The organism is Methylobacterium sp. WL64 (assembly GCF_008039945.1).
GTDB lineage: Bacteria > Pseudomonadota > Alphaproteobacteria > Rhizobiales > Beijerinckiaceae > Methylobacterium.
In genome coordinates, this window is record NZ_VRVA01000006.1 from 92,341 (window position 1) to 108,118 (window position 15,778).

17 protein-coding genes and 1 pseudogene are annotated in these 15,778 nt (G+C 70.0%); 7 read left to right on the top strand and 11 right to left on the bottom strand.

The annotated features are described in order from the left end of the window. Position 1 precedes the first annotated feature (1 nt). On the bottom strand, positions 2–2,305 hold the full coding sequence (locus FV242_RS05285; protein WP_147907300.1) for a transglycosylase domain-containing protein: 2,304 nt from the start codon (positions 2,303–2,305) through the stop codon (positions 2–4). Positions 2,306–2,532: 227 nt separating this feature from the next. Here FV242_RS05285 and FV242_RS05290 point away from each other — a divergent pair, with 227 nt between their 5' ends. After that, positions 2,533–3,024 (top strand): YcgN family cysteine cluster protein, encoded by a 492-nt coding sequence (locus FV242_RS05290; protein WP_147907301.1) that lies wholly within the window; start codon positions 2,533–2,535, stop codon positions 3,022–3,024. A gap of 3 nt (positions 3,025–3,027) precedes the next feature. Here FV242_RS05290 and FV242_RS05295 read toward each other — a convergent pair whose 3' ends face one another. The 6 genes from FV242_RS05295 to FV242_RS05320 form a co-directional block, all read right to left on the bottom strand. Continuing rightward, the gene (locus FV242_RS05295; RefSeq protein ID WP_147938170.1) at positions 3,028–3,720 is read right to left on the bottom strand and encodes an NrsF family protein; all 693 of its coding nucleotides are present in this window, start codon (positions 3,718–3,720) and stop codon (positions 3,028–3,030) included. Continuing rightward, entirely contained in the window at positions 3,720–4,277 is a 558-nt protein-coding gene (locus tag FV242_RS05300; protein ID WP_147907342.1) for an RNA polymerase sigma factor, read from the bottom strand. The genes FV242_RS05295 and FV242_RS05300 overlap by 1 nt, the downstream gene beginning before the upstream one ends. A gap of 107 nt (positions 4,278–4,384) precedes the next feature. Beyond that, entirely contained in the window at positions 4,385–5,101 is a 717-nt protein-coding gene (locus FV242_RS05305; protein WP_147938171.1) for a thioredoxin family protein, read from the bottom strand. 71 nt (positions 5,102–5,172) lie between these two features. Continuing rightward, entirely contained in the window at positions 5,173–5,958 is a 786-nt protein-coding gene (locus FV242_RS05310) for a creatininase family protein (protein WP_147938172.1), read from the bottom strand. 121 nt (positions 5,959–6,079) lie between these two features. Next, positions 6,080–6,613 (bottom strand): protein phosphatase CheZ, encoded by a 534-nt coding sequence (locus FV242_RS05315; protein WP_147907305.1) that lies wholly within the window; start codon positions 6,611–6,613, stop codon positions 6,080–6,082. A 110-nt stretch (positions 6,614–6,723) separates the two neighbouring features. Beyond that, positions 6,724–7,107 carry a response regulator gene (locus FV242_RS05320; RefSeq protein ID WP_007560016.1) on the bottom strand — a complete coding sequence of 128 codons (384 nt, stop codon included), beginning with the start codon at positions 7,105–7,107 and terminating at the stop codon, positions 6,724–6,726. A gap of 296 nt (positions 7,108–7,403) precedes the next feature. Here FV242_RS05320 and FV242_RS05325 point away from each other — a divergent pair, with 296 nt between their 5' ends. Together FV242_RS05325 and FV242_RS05330 are read left to right on the top strand one after the other, a co-directional pair. Next, positions 7,404–8,390, top strand: coding sequence for a bifunctional riboflavin kinase/FAD synthetase (locus tag FV242_RS05325; RefSeq protein WP_147938173.1), 987 nt, complete (start codon positions 7,404–7,406; stop codon positions 8,388–8,390). Positions 8,391–8,519: 129 nt separating this feature from the next. Beyond that, positions 8,520–8,738, top strand: a complete 219-nt coding sequence (locus FV242_RS05330) for a DUF2093 domain-containing protein (protein WP_147938174.1) — start codon at positions 8,520–8,522, stop codon at positions 8,736–8,738. 2 nt (positions 8,739–8,740) lie between these two features. On the opposite strand, the gene lpxK is transcribed toward FV242_RS05330, so the two are convergent. From lpxK to FV242_RS05345, 3 genes are read right to left on the bottom strand one after another with little or no spacing between them, the layout of a single operon-like run. Beyond that, the gene (gene lpxK, locus FV242_RS05335; RefSeq protein ID WP_147938175.1) at positions 8,741–9,712 is read right to left on the bottom strand and encodes a tetraacyldisaccharide 4'-kinase; all 972 of its coding nucleotides are present in this window, start codon (positions 9,710–9,712) and stop codon (positions 8,741–8,743) included. Next, complete coding sequence (locus FV242_RS05340) at positions 9,712–11,043, bottom strand: 3-deoxy-D-manno-octulosonic acid transferase (protein ID WP_147938176.1); 1,332 nt, start codon at positions 11,041–11,043, stop codon at positions 9,712–9,714. Before FV242_RS05340 ends, lpxK begins: the two co-directional genes overlap by 1 nt. Beyond that, positions 11,040–11,825: a lysophospholipid acyltransferase family protein gene (locus FV242_RS05345; RefSeq protein ID WP_147938177.1), complete on the bottom strand. Its 786-nt coding sequence runs from the start codon at positions 11,823–11,825 to the stop codon at positions 11,040–11,042. The genes FV242_RS05340 and FV242_RS05345 overlap by 4 nt, the downstream gene beginning before the upstream one ends. Positions 11,826–12,112: 287 nt before the next feature. On the opposite strand from FV242_RS05345, the pseudogene FV242_RS05350 reads away from it, so the two are divergent. Beyond that, a pseudogene (locus FV242_RS05350) lies at positions 12,113–12,604 on the top strand (VIT1/CCC1 transporter family protein); the annotation flags it as partial. A 68-nt stretch (positions 12,605–12,672) separates the two neighbouring features. Then, positions 12,673–13,578, top strand: coding sequence for a metallophosphoesterase (locus FV242_RS05355; RefSeq protein WP_147938209.1), 906 nt, complete (start codon positions 12,673–12,675; stop codon positions 13,576–13,578). A 66-nt stretch (positions 13,579–13,644) separates the two neighbouring features. On the opposite strand, the gene FV242_RS34340 is transcribed toward FV242_RS05355, so the two are convergent. Then, on the bottom strand, positions 13,645–13,806 hold the full coding sequence (locus FV242_RS34340; RefSeq protein WP_187193651.1) for a hypothetical protein: 162 nt from the start codon (positions 13,804–13,806) through the stop codon (positions 13,645–13,647). A 319-nt stretch (positions 13,807–14,125) separates the two neighbouring features. Here FV242_RS34340 and FV242_RS05360 point away from each other — a divergent pair, with 319 nt between their 5' ends. Together FV242_RS05360 and FV242_RS34345 are read left to right on the top strand one after the other, a co-directional pair. Beyond that, positions 14,126–15,520 (top strand): amidase family protein, encoded by a 1,395-nt coding sequence (locus FV242_RS05360; RefSeq protein ID WP_147938210.1) that lies wholly within the window; start codon positions 14,126–14,128, stop codon positions 15,518–15,520. Positions 15,521–15,584: 64 nt separating this feature from the next. Then, the gene (locus tag FV242_RS34345; RefSeq protein ID WP_187193755.1) at positions 15,585–15,761 is read left to right on the top strand and encodes a hypothetical protein; all 177 of its coding nucleotides are present in this window, start codon (positions 15,585–15,587) and stop codon (positions 15,759–15,761) included. The last annotated feature ends 17 nt before the right edge of the window (positions 15,762–15,778 follow it).

The window sequence follows — 15,778 nt, forward strand, 5'->3', positions numbered from 1 at the left end:
GTCACCGCAGCTCGATGCGGCCGCCGACGGACCGTGCGCCCTCGGCGACCTCGCGCGGCTGGGCCGGGGGTGCCGCGGCCCGGTCGCCGGGCTTCCGGTCGGTCTTCTGGGTCGCCTTGTCGACGCCACCAGCGGCATCCGGCCGCGCGTCGCCCGCGGGCGGGCGCTCGACGGTGCGGAACAGGCCGTTCAAGCCGCCGATCACCTCGAAGGAGCGACGCGAGAGCTTGCCGTAGGCACTGGCATTCGGATCGATCGGTGCGGTCGGACCGCCGGACGCCTGCTGCTGGGCGGCCCGCGGGCTTTCCTTCAGGCCGGGCAAACCCTTGATCTCGATGCCCTGGTGGGCCGGCTCCATCACGTCGTGCCAGAGCTGGGCGGGGAGCGAACCGCCGGTCAGCTTGTTGGTCGAGGTGTGGTCGTCGTTCCCGAACCAGACCGCGCCGACGTAATTGCCGGTGTAGCCGACGAACCACGCATCCCGGTAGGCGTTCGTGGTGCCGGACTTACCGGCGACCTTCACGCCCTCGAGCTGAGCGCGCTTGCCGGTCCCCTCCTCGACCACCTTGTTGAGCATGAAGTTCATGTCGGCGACGACCTGGGGCGGGAGCACCCGATCGGGCGCCTCGTCGGCGTGGCGGTAGATCACCTCGCCGGACGAGTTCTTGACCTCCATGGCGGCGTAGGGCTTGGCCTTGTAGCCGCCGTTGGCGAACACCGCGTAGCCGGCGGCCTGGTCGATCACCGTCACCTCGTCGGAGCCGATCGGCATCGAGACCGTGTCGATCAGGTTCGAGGTGATGCCCATCTTGTGGGCCAAATCGGTGATCTTCGCGCGGCCGGCCTTCGCGGCGCGCGCCTCATGGCTGATACCCATGGCCTTGCCGAGCGAGATCGAGATCTTGATCGGGATCGTGTTGATCGATTTCGCCACGGCGAGCCACATCGGCACCCGGCCGGCATAGGACCGGCCGTAATTCTGTGGGCACCAGTTGCCGATGCAGACCGGGCTGTCGACCACCGTGGTCTCTGGCTTGAACAGCCCCGATAGGAGGGCAGCGGAGTAGACGTAGGGCTTGAACGACGAGCCGGGCTGGCGCAGCGCGTCGGTGGCGCGATTGAACTGGCTCTCGCCGTAATCGGCGCCGCCAACCATGGCGCGCAGTGCCCCGTCGGGATCAAGGATGACCATGGCGGCCTCGTCGACGTCGAAGGCGTCGCCGGACTTGCGCAGGATGTCGGCCACAGCCTCGTCGGCCCGCTTCTGGATCGCGAGGTCGAGGGGTGTCTTGACCGTCAGGACGCGGTCGTTGCGGAGCTTGCCCGCATCGGCCATGGCCTTGATCTCGCCGAATGCCCAATCGAGGTAATAATCGGCGGTGATGTCGCGGGTGCGAGTCACCGGGGTCGCCGGGTTGCGGAGGGCGGTCTGGATCTGCCCTTCCGTGACGAAGCCGGCTTCCACCATGTTGTGGAGCACGTCCGCGGCGCGGGCGCGGGCGGCGGGCAGGTTGACGTGCGGGGCGTATTTCGTCGGCGCCTTGAACAATCCCGCCAGCATGGCCGCCTCGGCCAGGCTGATGTCTTTCAACGGCTTGCCGAAATAGTAATCCGCCGCCGCCACGGCGCCGAACGTCCCGCCGCCCATGTAGGCCCGGTCGAGGTAGAGCTTCAGGATCTCGTTCTTGGTCAGGTGGCTCTCCAGCCACAGGGCCAGGAATGCCTCGTTGATCTTGCGCTCCAGCGACCGCTCGTTGGTCAGAAACAGGTTCTTGGCCAGCTGCTGCGTGATCGAGGAGCCGCCCTGCGTGCCGCCGCCGCCGCGCGAGTTGTTGACCAGGGCTCGCAGGGTGCCGATCGGGTCGATGCCCCAGTGCTCGTAGAAGCGCCGGTCCTCGGTGGAGACCAGCGCCTTGATCATGATGTCGGGAAACTCGTCGAGCTTGAGCGAGTCGTCGTGCTTGATGCCGCGCCGGCCGACCTCGGTGCCGTACCGGTCCAGGAACGTGACGGCGAGGTCCTGCTGCTTCAGCCAGTTCTCGCTGGTCAGCTGGAACGCGGGCTGCGCGAAGGCGAGCAGCAGAACCGCGCCACCGGCCCCCAGGGTGACGGCCTCGCTGGTCAGGTCGAGGGCGATCCGCTTCCAGCCGTGGACGGCGAACCGGCCCATGACCCGCTGGAAGCGTTCGTAGGCCGCGCCGGTCGAGCGACCGCTGTCGTAGAGGCCGGCATTGACCCAGGCATCGAACGCCAGCGCGGCGCGCTCGATGCGGATCTTGATCTCGGTGAGCGTCGGCAGGCGCACGTTGTCGGACCCGGCTTGTCGAGCGCCTTCGCGGCGGAGGATCGAGCGCCCGCGCCGCGGGCATGGCACCGCGCGGCCGAGACACCGCGCGGCGTATCCATCCTTAGCAGGATCCGGAACGGTCGGCGAGGCTCTGCGCGGTCCCGTGATTCGCCGCAGGTGCAGCGCCTTGCCCCGCGGCACCAGCTCGGGCAGAGACAGACACTTCCCGATCGCGAGATTGACCGATGTCCAAGCCCGAGGCGCTGCGCCACGGGGTCGCCGAGCCGTTCTGGCGGACCAAGACCCTCGAAGCCATGACGCCGTCCGAGTGGGAGAGCCTGTGCGACGGGTGCGGTCGGTGCTGCCTGATCAAGCTCGAGGATGACGAGACCGGCGAGGTCCATCATACCGATATCGGCTGCACCCTGCTCGACGGCCTGACCTGCCGCTGCCGCGATTATGCCCGCCGGCAGAAGCGCGTGCCCGACTGCGTCCGCCTCACCCCGGAGGCGGTGCGGACGATCCCGTGGCTGCCGCCGACCTGCGGCTATCGGCTCGTGCGCGACGGCGAACCACTCTATCCGTGGCATCCCCTTGTCTCAGGCCGGGCCTCGAGCGTGCACGAGGCCGGCATCTCCATCCGCGGCCGGCTCGCCGGCAACGAGGAGGAGTTCTCCGACGACGAGTTGCCGGACCGGATCGTGGCTTGGCCGGGGGCGGATCCGGACGAGCGCTGACGCTCAGCTCGAGTTGACCCGGCTGCCGAGCAGCCGGCCGCCCGCGAGGCCATTGAGCCCGATCACACCGAGCACGGCGACGGCGTGGATCAGCAGATCCGACGCGGTGGCGTCGTGCGGATGGAACGGCATCAGCAATGCCGCCGCCGCCGCTGCGGCCGCGAGTCCGCCGAGCGCTGCCGTCAGGTTCGGCCGCAGCGGGCAGGCGCGGCGCAGCATCACGACGATCAGCACGGACAGCGGGACCGAGACGCAGACGAGGAAACTGAAGCAGCCGGCGACCTCCTGGGGATTCGGCCGGTCGGCGCCGGGGGCGATCCAATCACGCAGGCAGCCGAAACCGCTCGCCCCGATCCAGAGGGCCAGGGCCGGGAGCGGCATCAACGCCCAAGCCCGGGAGCGGCCCGGCACGCTCGTGGCGAAGGCCGCGAAGGCGGCGCCGACCGCCGTCAGCACCGCCCCGAGTGCGGCGCAGACGAGATCCGGCACCTGCATCCGCTGCATGAAGCCGGTGCTATCGATCCGGCTCGCCAGGACCAGCCCGACGATCAGCGCCGCACCCAGCCACAGGGCTGCACGCAGGGCCGGGGAGGGCAGCGGCCGCACCGGCTCCAGGCCGAAAGCGAGATCCTCGACCAGACGATCGTGGCGGCTGAAGGCCTGCGGACCCGGGTCATGGCCGGCCAAGTCGGCCATCAGCGCCGCTCCTGCATCAGGTTGGCGCGCAGGGCCTTGAGCGCCCGGTGAAGGTTGACCTTGAGCGCGCCCTTGCTGCGCCCGGTCAGGGCCGCGGTCTCATCCAACGACAGCTCCCGCAGGCCGAGATGTTCCACGGCCTGCCGTTGCCCGTCCGGCAGCGAGGCGACCGCACGCGCAAGGGCGGCGGCGCGGTCGCGCGCCTCCAGACCCTGGCCCGGCGCGGGACCGGGATCGGCCTCCGCCTCGTAGGCGATCGGATCGTGAACCTCGCGGGGCCGGCGCCCGGTCCGGCGCAGGCGATCGATCGCCCGGCGCTGGGTGATGGCGCGCAGCCACGGCAGGAACGGCCGCGCGGGATCGTAGCTGGCCCGAGCCCGATGCACGGTCATCAGCGTGTCCTGGACGACGTCGTCCACGGCCTCGCCGCGCACGCCCTGCGCACGGGCGATCGACGAGACCACCGGCAGGCACGCCTTGAGCAAGGCGCGATATGCGGCCGCGTCGCCACCCTGCGCCGCCGCCATCAGAGCGGCCAATTCACCTTCGAGCGCCATCCGGGCTCCGCCGCCGATCCATTCCCCGGCACGGCCGGAGTCTAGCGCGGGGTTGGAGGCGGGCGCCAGGGCCCATCCGCATCCCGCGACGCCGGGCATCGCCAGCATCATTGCGGCATCTCCGCGGCGCTGGCGACGCGTTCGCCCAGGCGGGCCGCGCCCAGGATACGGCCGTCGGTCGCCTGCAGCAAAAGGGCCGCCGTCTCACCCGCAGGTGCAGCGGCCTCGAACATCATGGCGGCGCCGGACCACGCTCCGAGATCCCGGATCGAGCGGACGACGTTCGCCTGTTCGAGCGTGCGGCCGGCATTCTCGCCGCGCAAGACCCGGCTGGTATGGCTCGGATCGAAGCCAATTAGCAGGACCCGGCCTGTTCCGCTTCCGGCTCCGACCCGGGCGGCGAGGCCGGCACCGTCGCGGGACAGCGTAACTCCGACCGCCATCCCGGCACGCCGGGCCTGTGCCACGGCGGCCCGCAGGCCGGCCTCGTCGGAGCCGACAACGGCCGTGCGTCCGTCGATGACGGCCTGCGGGGTGTAGTTCGAACTGCCCAACCGGGCTGCGTAATCAGCCTGCCGCTCGGTGGCGACGGGCAGGGAGTAGGGATCGCGCCAGTCGAGGTGGTTCCAGTAGGTGATGTGGAAGGCCAGCGGCAGCACGTCCGCACCTTCATGCGCGAGCCGCCCGATCAGCGCTTCGGCGGGCGGGCAGGAGGAGCAGCTCTGCGAGGTGAAGAGTTCGACGACGACGGGCCGCTCGAGCGCCGCGGCCGGACGTCCGGCGGCGAGCAACAGGGCGACGGAGATCAACGCGACGACTTTCATGGCCGGGCCTCTCGGCGCCGGCATATGCTGCACGGCGCGTAACGGACCTTTCGGCGGCACGTCCGCGCCGGTTACGCCGGATCCAGCTCGAACCGCGCCACGTCCCGCAGTAGTTCCACGAAAGCGGCGGCGCCGTGATCGAGGGCAACGTGACCGGCCTCGGCACTGCCGAGCCGGGCATCCCCCATGGCTCCGGACGGGTGCAGGTCGCCTGCCTTCCAGGCGAAGGCGGCTGGCCGGCCGGCGCGGAGATGGGTGAAATCCCGGATCATCGCGCGGCTGCGAGGTGGAAAATCCGCGATCCGGTCAGTCCGCACCAGATCCGGCCGCAGCGCCAACATCAGTGCGGTCTCGATGCCACCGGCATGGATGCCGTGGGCGATCTCGTCAGCGGGAAACAGGCCGTCGGGATAGCCGAACCGGGCCCAGGACGTCGTGACCGCGACCATGGCGAATCGCGCGCGCAGATCACTGGTCACGAGATCAATGAGGGCGCTGTTGCCGCCGTGGCTCGTGACGATCACCAGCTTGCGGCAGCCGGCGCGATGGATGGCGGTGCCGATCCCGGTCCAGGCCGCCAGGGCCGTCCCGGTATCGAGCGAGAGCGTGCCGGGAAACGCGTCGTGTTCATCGGACTTGCCGATGACCTGCACCGGCAGCAGCAGCACGTCGAGGTCGTGCGGCACACGCGTGCGCACACGGTCGAGGTAGCCGTCGGCGATGATCGCGTCGGTGCCGAGCGGGAGGTGCGGCCCATGCTGCTCGATGGCGGCCACCGGCAGCACCGCGATCACCCGCCGCATGTCGCGCCGGTTGAGGTCGTCCGTCGTCAGCTCAGACCAGTTTTGCGCCGCCATGCCTTGGCCGGAACTTTCCTTCGACACCGCCCTCGGCATCAGGTTGCCGAGGGCGATCTAACCCGCCCAACCGACTCGCGTCGATGGGCGCCGGACCGACCGGGGCCGGAGCCGGAGCCGGTCAGGCGAACAGGGCGTCGATGTCGTTCTGGGACGGAGTTTCCTCGACGGCCTGGGGGCCGTTGAGAAGGAGGTCCTCCGCGCGGGCGCGGCGAGCCGTTTCGGCCGGGTCGGTGGAGGATGCATCCCGGGCCTTCACGGCGCCGACAAAGCGGGCGAGCCGCTGTTCGAACAGCCGCAGGGCCTCCACGACCTTGGCGATGCGCTGGCCGGTGATGTCCTGGAAGGCGCAGGCTTCGAAGATCGTGTTGATTCGCTCTTCGACGGCATCCCGGTAGCCAGGCCCGTCCGGGAGGCCGAGCATCGCCTCCGCGGCCTCCATGATCGTGTTGGTGGCCCCGGCGGTCGCGACCACGACGCTGCCGAGTTCCTCATGCGCCATGGGAATCCGGTCGCGGCTCATCTCGTTCGCCCGGAGCGCACCGATCTCTTCGCGCAAATGGGCGATGTAATCCGCGATCTCGATTAACTCGGAGATCACGGCGTGCGGTTCACGGAACCGCATATCGGGCTGTCGCGCGGCGGCTGACGACATGCTCTCCTCCTGGGATCGGCGAGCAGCGATGCCGGCGGCATCGCTTTTGGGCGCCTTCCGGCGTGCCGGCGGCTTTGCCGGAGGGCGCGTTGGACGTGCCACGGAAATCATCAGTTCCCGCAGACCGCCTCGATCTTGGACTTGAGCGTCGCCGCATTGAACGGCTTGACGATATAATTGTTCACGCCAGCCTTCTTGGCGGCGATGACGTTCTCAGTCTTCGATTCGGCGGTCACCATGATGAACGGCGTCGTCCGAAGATTTTCGTCGGCCCGCACGTGCCGGAGCAGCTCGTAGCCGGTCATTGGCTCCATGTTCCAGTCGGAGATGACCAGGCCGTACTTGCGGTCCTTGAGGCGAGCCAGTGCCGCCGTACCATCCGATGCGTCATCGACCTCTTCGAAGCCAAGCTGCTTCAATAGATTACGAATGATTCGGACCATCGTCTGGTAATCGTCGACAACGAGGATCGGCATGCTCAGATCGAGAGCCATAGACCAACTGCTCCGTATTGCCCGGCGGGAAGCCGCGGCGGCTCCCGGAAAGATGAACGCTTCACTAACGCCGCAAAATAGCCGCGCTGCACAGCATTTAAAATAGGGCCGCCGCATTGCGAAGCCGTTAATCTGCGGGTGTGTCTTTCGCAGACCGCCCCTGCGTCGTTACAGGGCGGGGAGGTCGCTTGACCCTCCGGACGGCTTTCGGCAGGGTCCGGCGCTGTCGGGCCTGACGCGAACCGCGCAGGCGCCTCTTTCTCATCCGACCCTTCCGAGTCTCCGACCCCGAATCGATGGCCTCAGGCGACAAACCGGCCATGCGGCCTTTCACGATTTGCGGCATCGATACGCCGATCCCACCGGCCCTCGCCGGAGCGGTCGCGGCGATCGGCAATTTCGACGGCGTCCATCGTGGCCACCGCGTGCTGGTCGAGAACGTCCGGGCGGCGGCGCGCGAGGTGGGCCGGCCGTCCGCGGTGCTGACCTTCGAGCCGCATCCGCGCGCCTATTTCGCGCCCGATGCGCCGATGTTCCGCCTCACCGCGCTGGCGGCCAAGGAGATCGTGTTCGCGCATCTCGGCCTCGACGGGTTGGTCGTGCGCCGCTTCGACGGGGCGCTTGCCGCCACGGGCGCCCGCGCCTTCGTGTTCGACTTCCTGAGAGGGTCTCTGGGGCTGTCCGGCGTGGTGGTCGGGCACGATTTCCATTTCGGACGCAACCGCGAGGGCACGCCGGCGATCCTGGCCGAACTCTGTGGCGAGGCCGGCCTGGGCTGCCGGATCGTCGAGCCCGTCGCCCTGGCGGGCGAGACCGAGCCGGTCTCGTCCAGCGCGATCCGGGCTGCCCTGGCCGCCGGCGACGTCGCCCGGGCCAACGCGCTGCTCGGCTACCGCTGGTTCGTGCTCGGCCAGGTCCGTCACGGCGACAAGCGTGGGCGCCAGCTCGGCTTCCCGACCGCCAACGTGATGCTTCCGGATTGCGGGCTGGCCCACGGCATCTACGCGGTGCGCGTCCGCCTCGGCCCCGGCGAGATCCGCGACGGCGTGGCGAGCTACGGGCGCCGTCCGACCTTCGACGACGGCGCACCGCTTCTGGAAGTCTACGTGTTCGATTTCGCCGGGGACCTCTACGGACGGGAGATCGCCATCGAATGCGTCGGCTACATCCGCGGCGAGGAGCGCTTCGACAGCGCCGACGCGTTGATCGCGCGCATGCACGTCGATTCCGACGCGGCGCGGGCCCTGCTGGCCACCGATACCGCCCCGTCGATGCTGACCTGAATCCGCGGCCAGCGTGCACCATTCCGGGCGATGCTTGCCGGCGTTCGGGAAAATGTGATGCGGATCAGACCGCTAGACCCCTGTCGCGGATCCGATATCTAGGGCGGCAGGATCGATCAGGAGGCGGATGTGCTGGGTCGCTACGAGCGCGGACATAACGGCGAGGCGGTCGTCCAGTATGGGGACGGCACGATGCGGGTGGTCAAGCCGGGCAGCTTCGTGCGCTGCGCGGTCACAGGCGACCCGATCCCGCTGGACGAATTGCGCTACTGGAGCGCCGCCCGGCAAGAGGCCTACGTATCACCCGAGGCGATCCTGTCGCGGCTCAAGGAAACCGGGCGCCCGTAGCGTCACAGGGCCCGGCGGATCTGCTCGCGCAGGGCCTCGGGATCGTCCGGCACGAGGCGCACGGGCTGGACGTGGACCCGCGCCACGAACGCGCCGGGCAGGCGGACCGCGTCCTTCTCGGTGGTCACGAGTTCCGCACCGAGACAGTCCGCCTCGGCCGCCAGGGCGGCGAGTTCCGCCTCGCGGTAGGGATGATGATCCGGAAACGGCCGAGCAGCCGCGATGACGGCCCCGGTCCCGCGCAGCGTCGCGAAGAATTTCTCAGGCCGACCGATTCCCGCGAAGGCGAGACAACGCCGGCCGGTCAGGCCGACCGGATCCGGAACCAGCCGCGCCCGGTGGACCGGCAGCCCCCGCCGCTCCGCGGCCAGCGCCATCGCGACGCCGGGAGCCCCGTCTCCGACCAGGATCAGACCGGCGACATGGGACCATTGTCCTTCGAGCGGTGCGCGCAGGGGCCCCGCCGGGAACGGCCGGCCGTTGCCGATGCCGGCACCCCCATCGATCACCGCCCAGGCGAGGTCCTTGGCGAGGGTCGGATTCTGCAACCCGTCATCCATCACGATCACATCGGCACCGAGCGACAGGCACAGCGATGCTCCGGCGGGGCGGTCCCGGGACACGACCGTCGGCGCATGACGGGCCAGGAGCAGCGGTTCGTCGCCGACATCCGCGGCCCCGTGGCTGGTCGGATCGACCCGGACGGGCCCAGCCAGGCGCCCGCCATAGCCCCGGGACAGGAAGGCCGGCCTGAGGCCGAGTTCGATGAGCAGGGTCGCGACCGCGATCGCGGCAGGCGTCTTGCCGGCTCCGCCGAGCGTGAAATTCCCGAGGCACAGGACCGGGCAGCCCGCCTGGATGCCGGGGCGGTTCATGCGCCGGGCGCTCAGCGCTCCATAGGCCGCGCCGAGCGGCGCGAGGGCGCGCGCGGCTGGATGGTCGGCTCCCGCCGTCCAGAAGCGCGGTGGCCTCATCAGGCACGCATGAGCGGGCGCGCGAGGTCGCCGCGGTCGAGCCGCTGAAGCTTCATCTGCGCCACGAACGGCTCCAGCACCGCCAGCGTTCGGCCGACCGCACCCTCGAACGGCTCCAACGCCCGGGGGCCGGCCTGCACCATGCCGGCCAGACGCGCCGGATCCCCCAAGAGTTCGCCGACCAGGACGGCCAACTCGACCCCGTCCCGCACCGGCAGGGCGGCGCCGGCACGGTCGAGGGCGCGATAGACCACATCGAAATTGGCGGTGTGTGCGCCGTGCAGGATCGCCGTATCGAGGCGAACCGGCTCGATGGGGTTCTGGCCGCCATGCGGAACCAGGGAGCCGCCGAGGAACGCCAGCGGGGCGAGGCGGTAGAACAAGCCCATCTCACCGATCGTGTCGGCGACGTACACTTCGACGGACGGATGCGGACGTCCGCCGCTGGAGCGCCGGGCGCTACGCAGGCCGTAGGTGGCCGCGGCTTCGGCCGCATCCGTGCCGCGGCTCGGATGCCGGGGTGCGAGGATCGTCAGGAGTCTCGGAAATCGCGACTTCAGCACGGCATGGGCGTAGGCGACGATGCTGTCCTCGCCCTCATGGGTGCTCGCAGCGACCCAGACCGGTCGGTCGGCGACCATGCCGTCGAGATAAGCCAGTTGCTGGCGATCGACCGGCGGCACCTGGGAGTCGAATTTCAGGTTGCCGGCGACGCTGACCCGGGGTGCGCCGAGCTTGGCGTAGCGCGTGCCGTCCTCCTGGGTCTGCGTCAGGCAGATTGCGATCCGGGAGAGCAGCGCCTTGGCGGTGCGCGGGCACCGCTCCCAACCCTTGAACGAGCGCTCCGACATCCGGCCGTTGACCAGGATGAGCGGGATCTCGCGGGCGTCCAATTCCAAGATCGTGTTCGGCCAGATCTCGGATTCGGCCACGATGGCGAGATCGGGCTGCCAATGGTCCAGGAACCGCGCGACCCAGCGCGGCGCATCGAGCGGCACGTATTGGTGCACGGCACCCGGAGGCAGGCGGGCACCGATCAATTCGGCGGCCGAACGCGTCCCCGTGGTCACCAGCACCGAGAAGCCGCGGGCGATCATGCCCTCGACAAGCCCGATCAGCGACAGGACTTCGCCGACGCTGGCGCCGTGCATCCAGGCGAGCGGTCCGACTGGGCGAGCCCGGCCGGGCAGCCCGCGCCGCTCGGGCAGCCGCAGCGGATCCTCCTTGCCGTGCTGCGCGCGCCACGCGAGGAGCCCGGCCAGCGCCGGCTCACCGACGCGCAGGCCGGCCCGGTAGGCCAGCAGCGGCAGGGTCACGGACGGCAGCTTCACGCGGGGTCTCCCACCGGGGCGGCCGCCGCGGCCGGAGACCCGTTGCGATAGAGCGCCGCCCGGTCGGCACGCCCGACCAGCGCGTAGGCCCGGGCGTGCACGCGGTCCATCTCGGCTTCGAGGTGGCGCCGGAGCGATTCGAACTCCTCGCCGGCGCAGTCGCGGGCGACGTAGATCGGCTCGCCGAGCACCACCGCGCCCCGGCCGAAGGGCAGCCCGAGACAGGCCCTGTCCCAGGATCCGAAGCGCAGATGCCGGCTCGTGACCACGGCAGCCGGGACGATCGGGCGTCCGGAGAACCGCGCGAGGGTCAGGATCCCGGCATCGCAACGCCTGGACACTTTCGGTACGTCGGCGCTGAACGCCACCGACTCGCCGGCCTTCAGGGCCCGCAGCATCGCCCGCAACCCTTCCGCACCGCCCTTGGCGCGCAGGTCGGTCGCCCGGTCCCGGCCGCGAGCGCCGGACGCCCGGATCACGCGCACGCCGAGATGCTCCAGCGCGATGGTGTTGATGTTGCCGTCCGGATTCTTGGAGATGATCGTCGCGACCCGATCGCTCGGCCGTCGCATGAACGGCATCATGATATGCTGCCCGTGCCACATGCCGGCGATGAGCGGCACATGTGCGCCGATCCATTCGTCGGAGCTCCCGTTTGCCGCCGCGCCGGCCTGCACCTCGAAGCGATTCGTCGCCTGCACGAGCCGCAGATAGCCGGCCGCGAGGCGCCCGAGGGCGCGCTGAACGACGGGATGGCGTAGGATGCGCTTGCCGGGACTCATGAAACGCTTTTGGCGGCCGGAGCGGCGCAGCCCGATTGGGGCGAGCGCGGATTAGTCCGGCCATGGTCTAGTCCCCGCGCCTCGGCCAACGCAACTCGATCGGCCATCGGACAGGCGCGATCGCACGCCCGGCACCGGAGCGGCCCAGGCGAAAGCGCGGCCATCGCAGCGAAAATCCGTCCGCGCGCTTGTTTATATCAATTCTAAACAGTAGATTAGAACAAATCCAAACAGGAGTTCCGAGCATGGCTGCCGCCTTCGAATCCGTGATCGACGCCGCCGAAGCGCGGCGGAATTTCGCGCTGCGCTACGTCCAGCCTGGGCTCGCCGGCCTGATCGACGGTTCGGTCTCGACCCTCGCGCCGATCTTCGCCGCCGCCTTCGCCACCGGCCATAACGGCGCGACCTTCCTGGTCGGGCTGGCGGCCTCCGTGGGGGCGGGCATCAGCATGGGCTTCACGGAGGCGCTGTCGGACGACGGCAGCGTCACCGGACGGGGCGACCCGTGGATGCGCGGCCTGGTCTGCGGGGTCATGACGACGCTGGGGGGCCTCGGCCATACGCTGCCCTACGCGATCCCGGACCGGCTGCCGCCCGGCTGGCCGAACCCGTTCCTGCTCGCCACGAGCCTCGCCGTCGTGGTCGTGATCGTCGAGCTGGTCGCCATCGCGGCGATCCGGACGCGCTTCATGGCGACGCCGTTCTGGCGCGCGGCACTCCAGGTGATGCTGGGCGGCGCGCTGGTGCTGGCCGCCGGGATGCTGATCGGCAGCGCTTGACGCGGGAGCCCGCGACCGCGATGCCGGGCGCGTTCCGTGCCCTCCTTCAGCGTTGATCGTCGGCCTTGATCTTCCGCCTGGCCCATCTCAGTGACCCCCATGTCGGCCCACTGGGCCGCGTGCGCCTGCACCAGCTCATCGGCAAGCGCGCTACCGGCTACGCCAACTGGCGGCGTGGTCGCTCGCGCAGCCACGACATGACCGTGCTCGAAACCCTGGTGGCCGACCTGAAGCAGCAGGGTGCCGCGCATGTCGCCTGCACCGGCGACCTGTGCAACATCGGCCTGCCGAGCGAGTGGGAGACGGCGCGCACCTTCCTGGAGGCCCTGGGGCCCCCCGAGACCGTGAGCTTCGTGCCGGGGAATCACGACGCCTACGTGCGTGGCTCCCTGGAGGGGTTGCTGGCGGCCTGCCATGGCTACACCGGGGACGATTCAGGCTCGTCGGGACGCTTTCCCTACCTGAGGCGGCGCGGCCCCGTGGCCCTGATCGGCCTCTCGAGCGCGATCCCCACGAAGCCGTTCGTGGCCACCGGCCGCCTCGGACCGCCGCAACTCGCCGCGGCCGAAGCTTTATTGCGCGCGCTGGCGACCGAACCGGGCAAACCGTTCCGGGTGGTGATGATCCACCACCCGCCCCAACCGGGGGGCGCGTCGTCGGGGCGGGAGTTGAAGGACGCCGCCGCCTTCACGGCGATGATCGCGCGGGCGGGCGCCGACCTGATCCTCCACGGCCACAACCACACCACCACCTGCGCCCTTGTACCGGGGCCGGACGGCCGTTCCGTACCGGTAATCGGCGCGCCATCGGCGTCCGCGCGCCCGGATGGGCATGGCGGGCTCGCGGCGCGGCGGGCGTCCTATCTGATGTACGAGATCGCACGCTCGGGCGAAGGTTTCGCGGTCAGCGCGCGGCGGCGCGGCCTGGACGCAGCTGGTGCTGTCTGCGACCTCGGACCGATCAGCTTGACCTGAACGCCCGGGGCGTCGTCGAAACCGAGACCGGCCTGTCCGTCTGGCGGCCGGCCTCGGCCCAGGCCATCAATGGCTCGCAGCGGCGAGCTCGGACCGTCGCTGTTGGCTGATACTGGCCTCATAGCGCTCCGCCTGTAGGCGGGTCAGCCCGCTGATCAACGCGAGAGTCCCGCGATAGACCGTATAGGTGCCGTCGTGAGTCGGCTTGACGCGAATCATCTCTGCCATGGAAGCCTGCCTTGCTCTGGAGGTTGTCTGTCTTCGTCGGAGGAGATTGATCCTTCCCGCAGATTTGGCCGGTTGAACGGGCGAACGCTGGCGAGGTTATCAATCAGTCCATGCTTGGCAAGGGTCGGCTACCGCGAAATGCTTAGGTTCCTCTGCTGCGATGCGGCAAGCCGTTGCCGATACTCGCGATCGGCCAATGCTTAAAAAAACGGCCGCGCGCTTGCATAATGAATAAGGCCGTGACGGACGGTGTCGCGCCTCGACTCGGCGCGTGTCCGAAGCGAATCTCGCCCTGCGGGGCTCGGCAAAGGGACATCACATGCAGCTCTGGCGTCTGACCGCGACCGACCTGTCGGCTCTGATTCGCAGCGGCCAGGTCTCGGCCCGGGAGGTCGCACAGGCCGCCCTCGATCGCCTCGACGCGGTCAATGGGCGGATCAACGCCGTGGTCGAGCATCGCCCCGACGAGGTGCTGTCGCAGGCCGATGCGGTCGACGCCGCCCGCGCTCGAGGCGATACGCTCGGGCTGCTCGCGGGCGTGCCGGTGACGATCAAGGTCAATGTCGACCAGCGGGGCTTCGCGACCACGAACGGCCTGCGCCTCCAGCGCGATCTCATGGCTACCGACGACAACCCCGTCGTGGCGAATTTCCGGCGTGCCGGAGCGGTGCTGCTCGGACGCACCAACACGCCCGCCTTCTCGCTGCGCTGGTTCACCACCAATCAGTTGCACGGCGAGACCAGGAATCCCCGCGATCCCGGCTTGACGCCGGGGGGCTCGTCCGGCGGCGCAGGCGCAGCCGTGGCGGCCGGGATCGGGGCCGTCGCCCACGGGACCGACATCGCCGGCTCCGTCCGCTACCCAGCCTATGCCTGCGGCGTTCACGGGCTCCGTCCGAGCCTGGGGCGGATCCCAGCCTGGAACGCCTCGTCGCCGGAGCGCGGGATCGGGCCGCAATTGATGGCGGTGTCGGGTCCGCTGGCCCGCAGCATCGCGGATGTGCGCCTCGCTTTCCACGCGATGGCGGCCCCGGACCCGCGCGATCCTTGGTGGGTGCCGGCGCCGCTGGAGGGTCCCGCGGTGCCGCGCCGGGCTGCGCTCTGCGTGCGGCCCGGCGGCCTCGCGGTGGTGCCCGAGGTCGAGGCCGCGCTGCGCGAGGCCGCCCGGCGCCTAGCCGAGGCCGGGTGGGCGGTGACCGAGATCGCCGACATGCCGCCGATCCGTGAGGCGAGCGCCTTGCAGCTTCAGCTCTGGCTCGGCGACGGCTACGAGGCGGCCCGGGCGGCGGCCGAGCGCGAAGGCGACCCGGCAGCCATCGACCTGCTGGAACACTTCCGTACGCGCGCGGAAGCGATGGCCCCCGACGCCATCGCCAAGGCACTGACGCGTCGCGCGACGCTCGTGCGCGACTGGTCGTTGTTCCTCGCCGAGCATTCCGTGTTGCTGGTGCCGGTCTCCGCCGAGCTGCCGTTCCCGGACGGGCTCGACCGGACCGGCGAGGTCGGGATCGCACGCGCCTTCGAGGCGAACCTCCTGCAGGTCGGCCTGGCGCCGATCGGAGTTCCGGCGCTCACCGTCACAACCGGGCTGGTCGGGCGCACGCCCGTCGGCGTCCAGCTCGTCGCCGCGCGCTACCGGGAGGATCTCTGCCTCGCGGCAGGTGCGGCCATCGAGGCTGCCGGCGTTCCGGAGATGCCCGTCGACCCAGTCTGACCCAGCGCCTCCCCGCAGGCGGGAACCTGATGGAAACAGCCCCGGTTATACAACCGATAGTTGCATGAGGTTCCCGATGTCCGTGATCGCCACCGCAGGCTGCGTCGGAAGCTCCCTGGTCTTCGCGCTGGCGGCGCCCTCGGGTCCGCTGCTGGCCATGGCGGGCTTCTTCGGGGGCGGCACGATCGGGGGGATGATCGGCGCCGTGGCGGTGGCCACCCTGGGCTGGGGCCGCGCCTGACCGCGACGCGGCGTCGG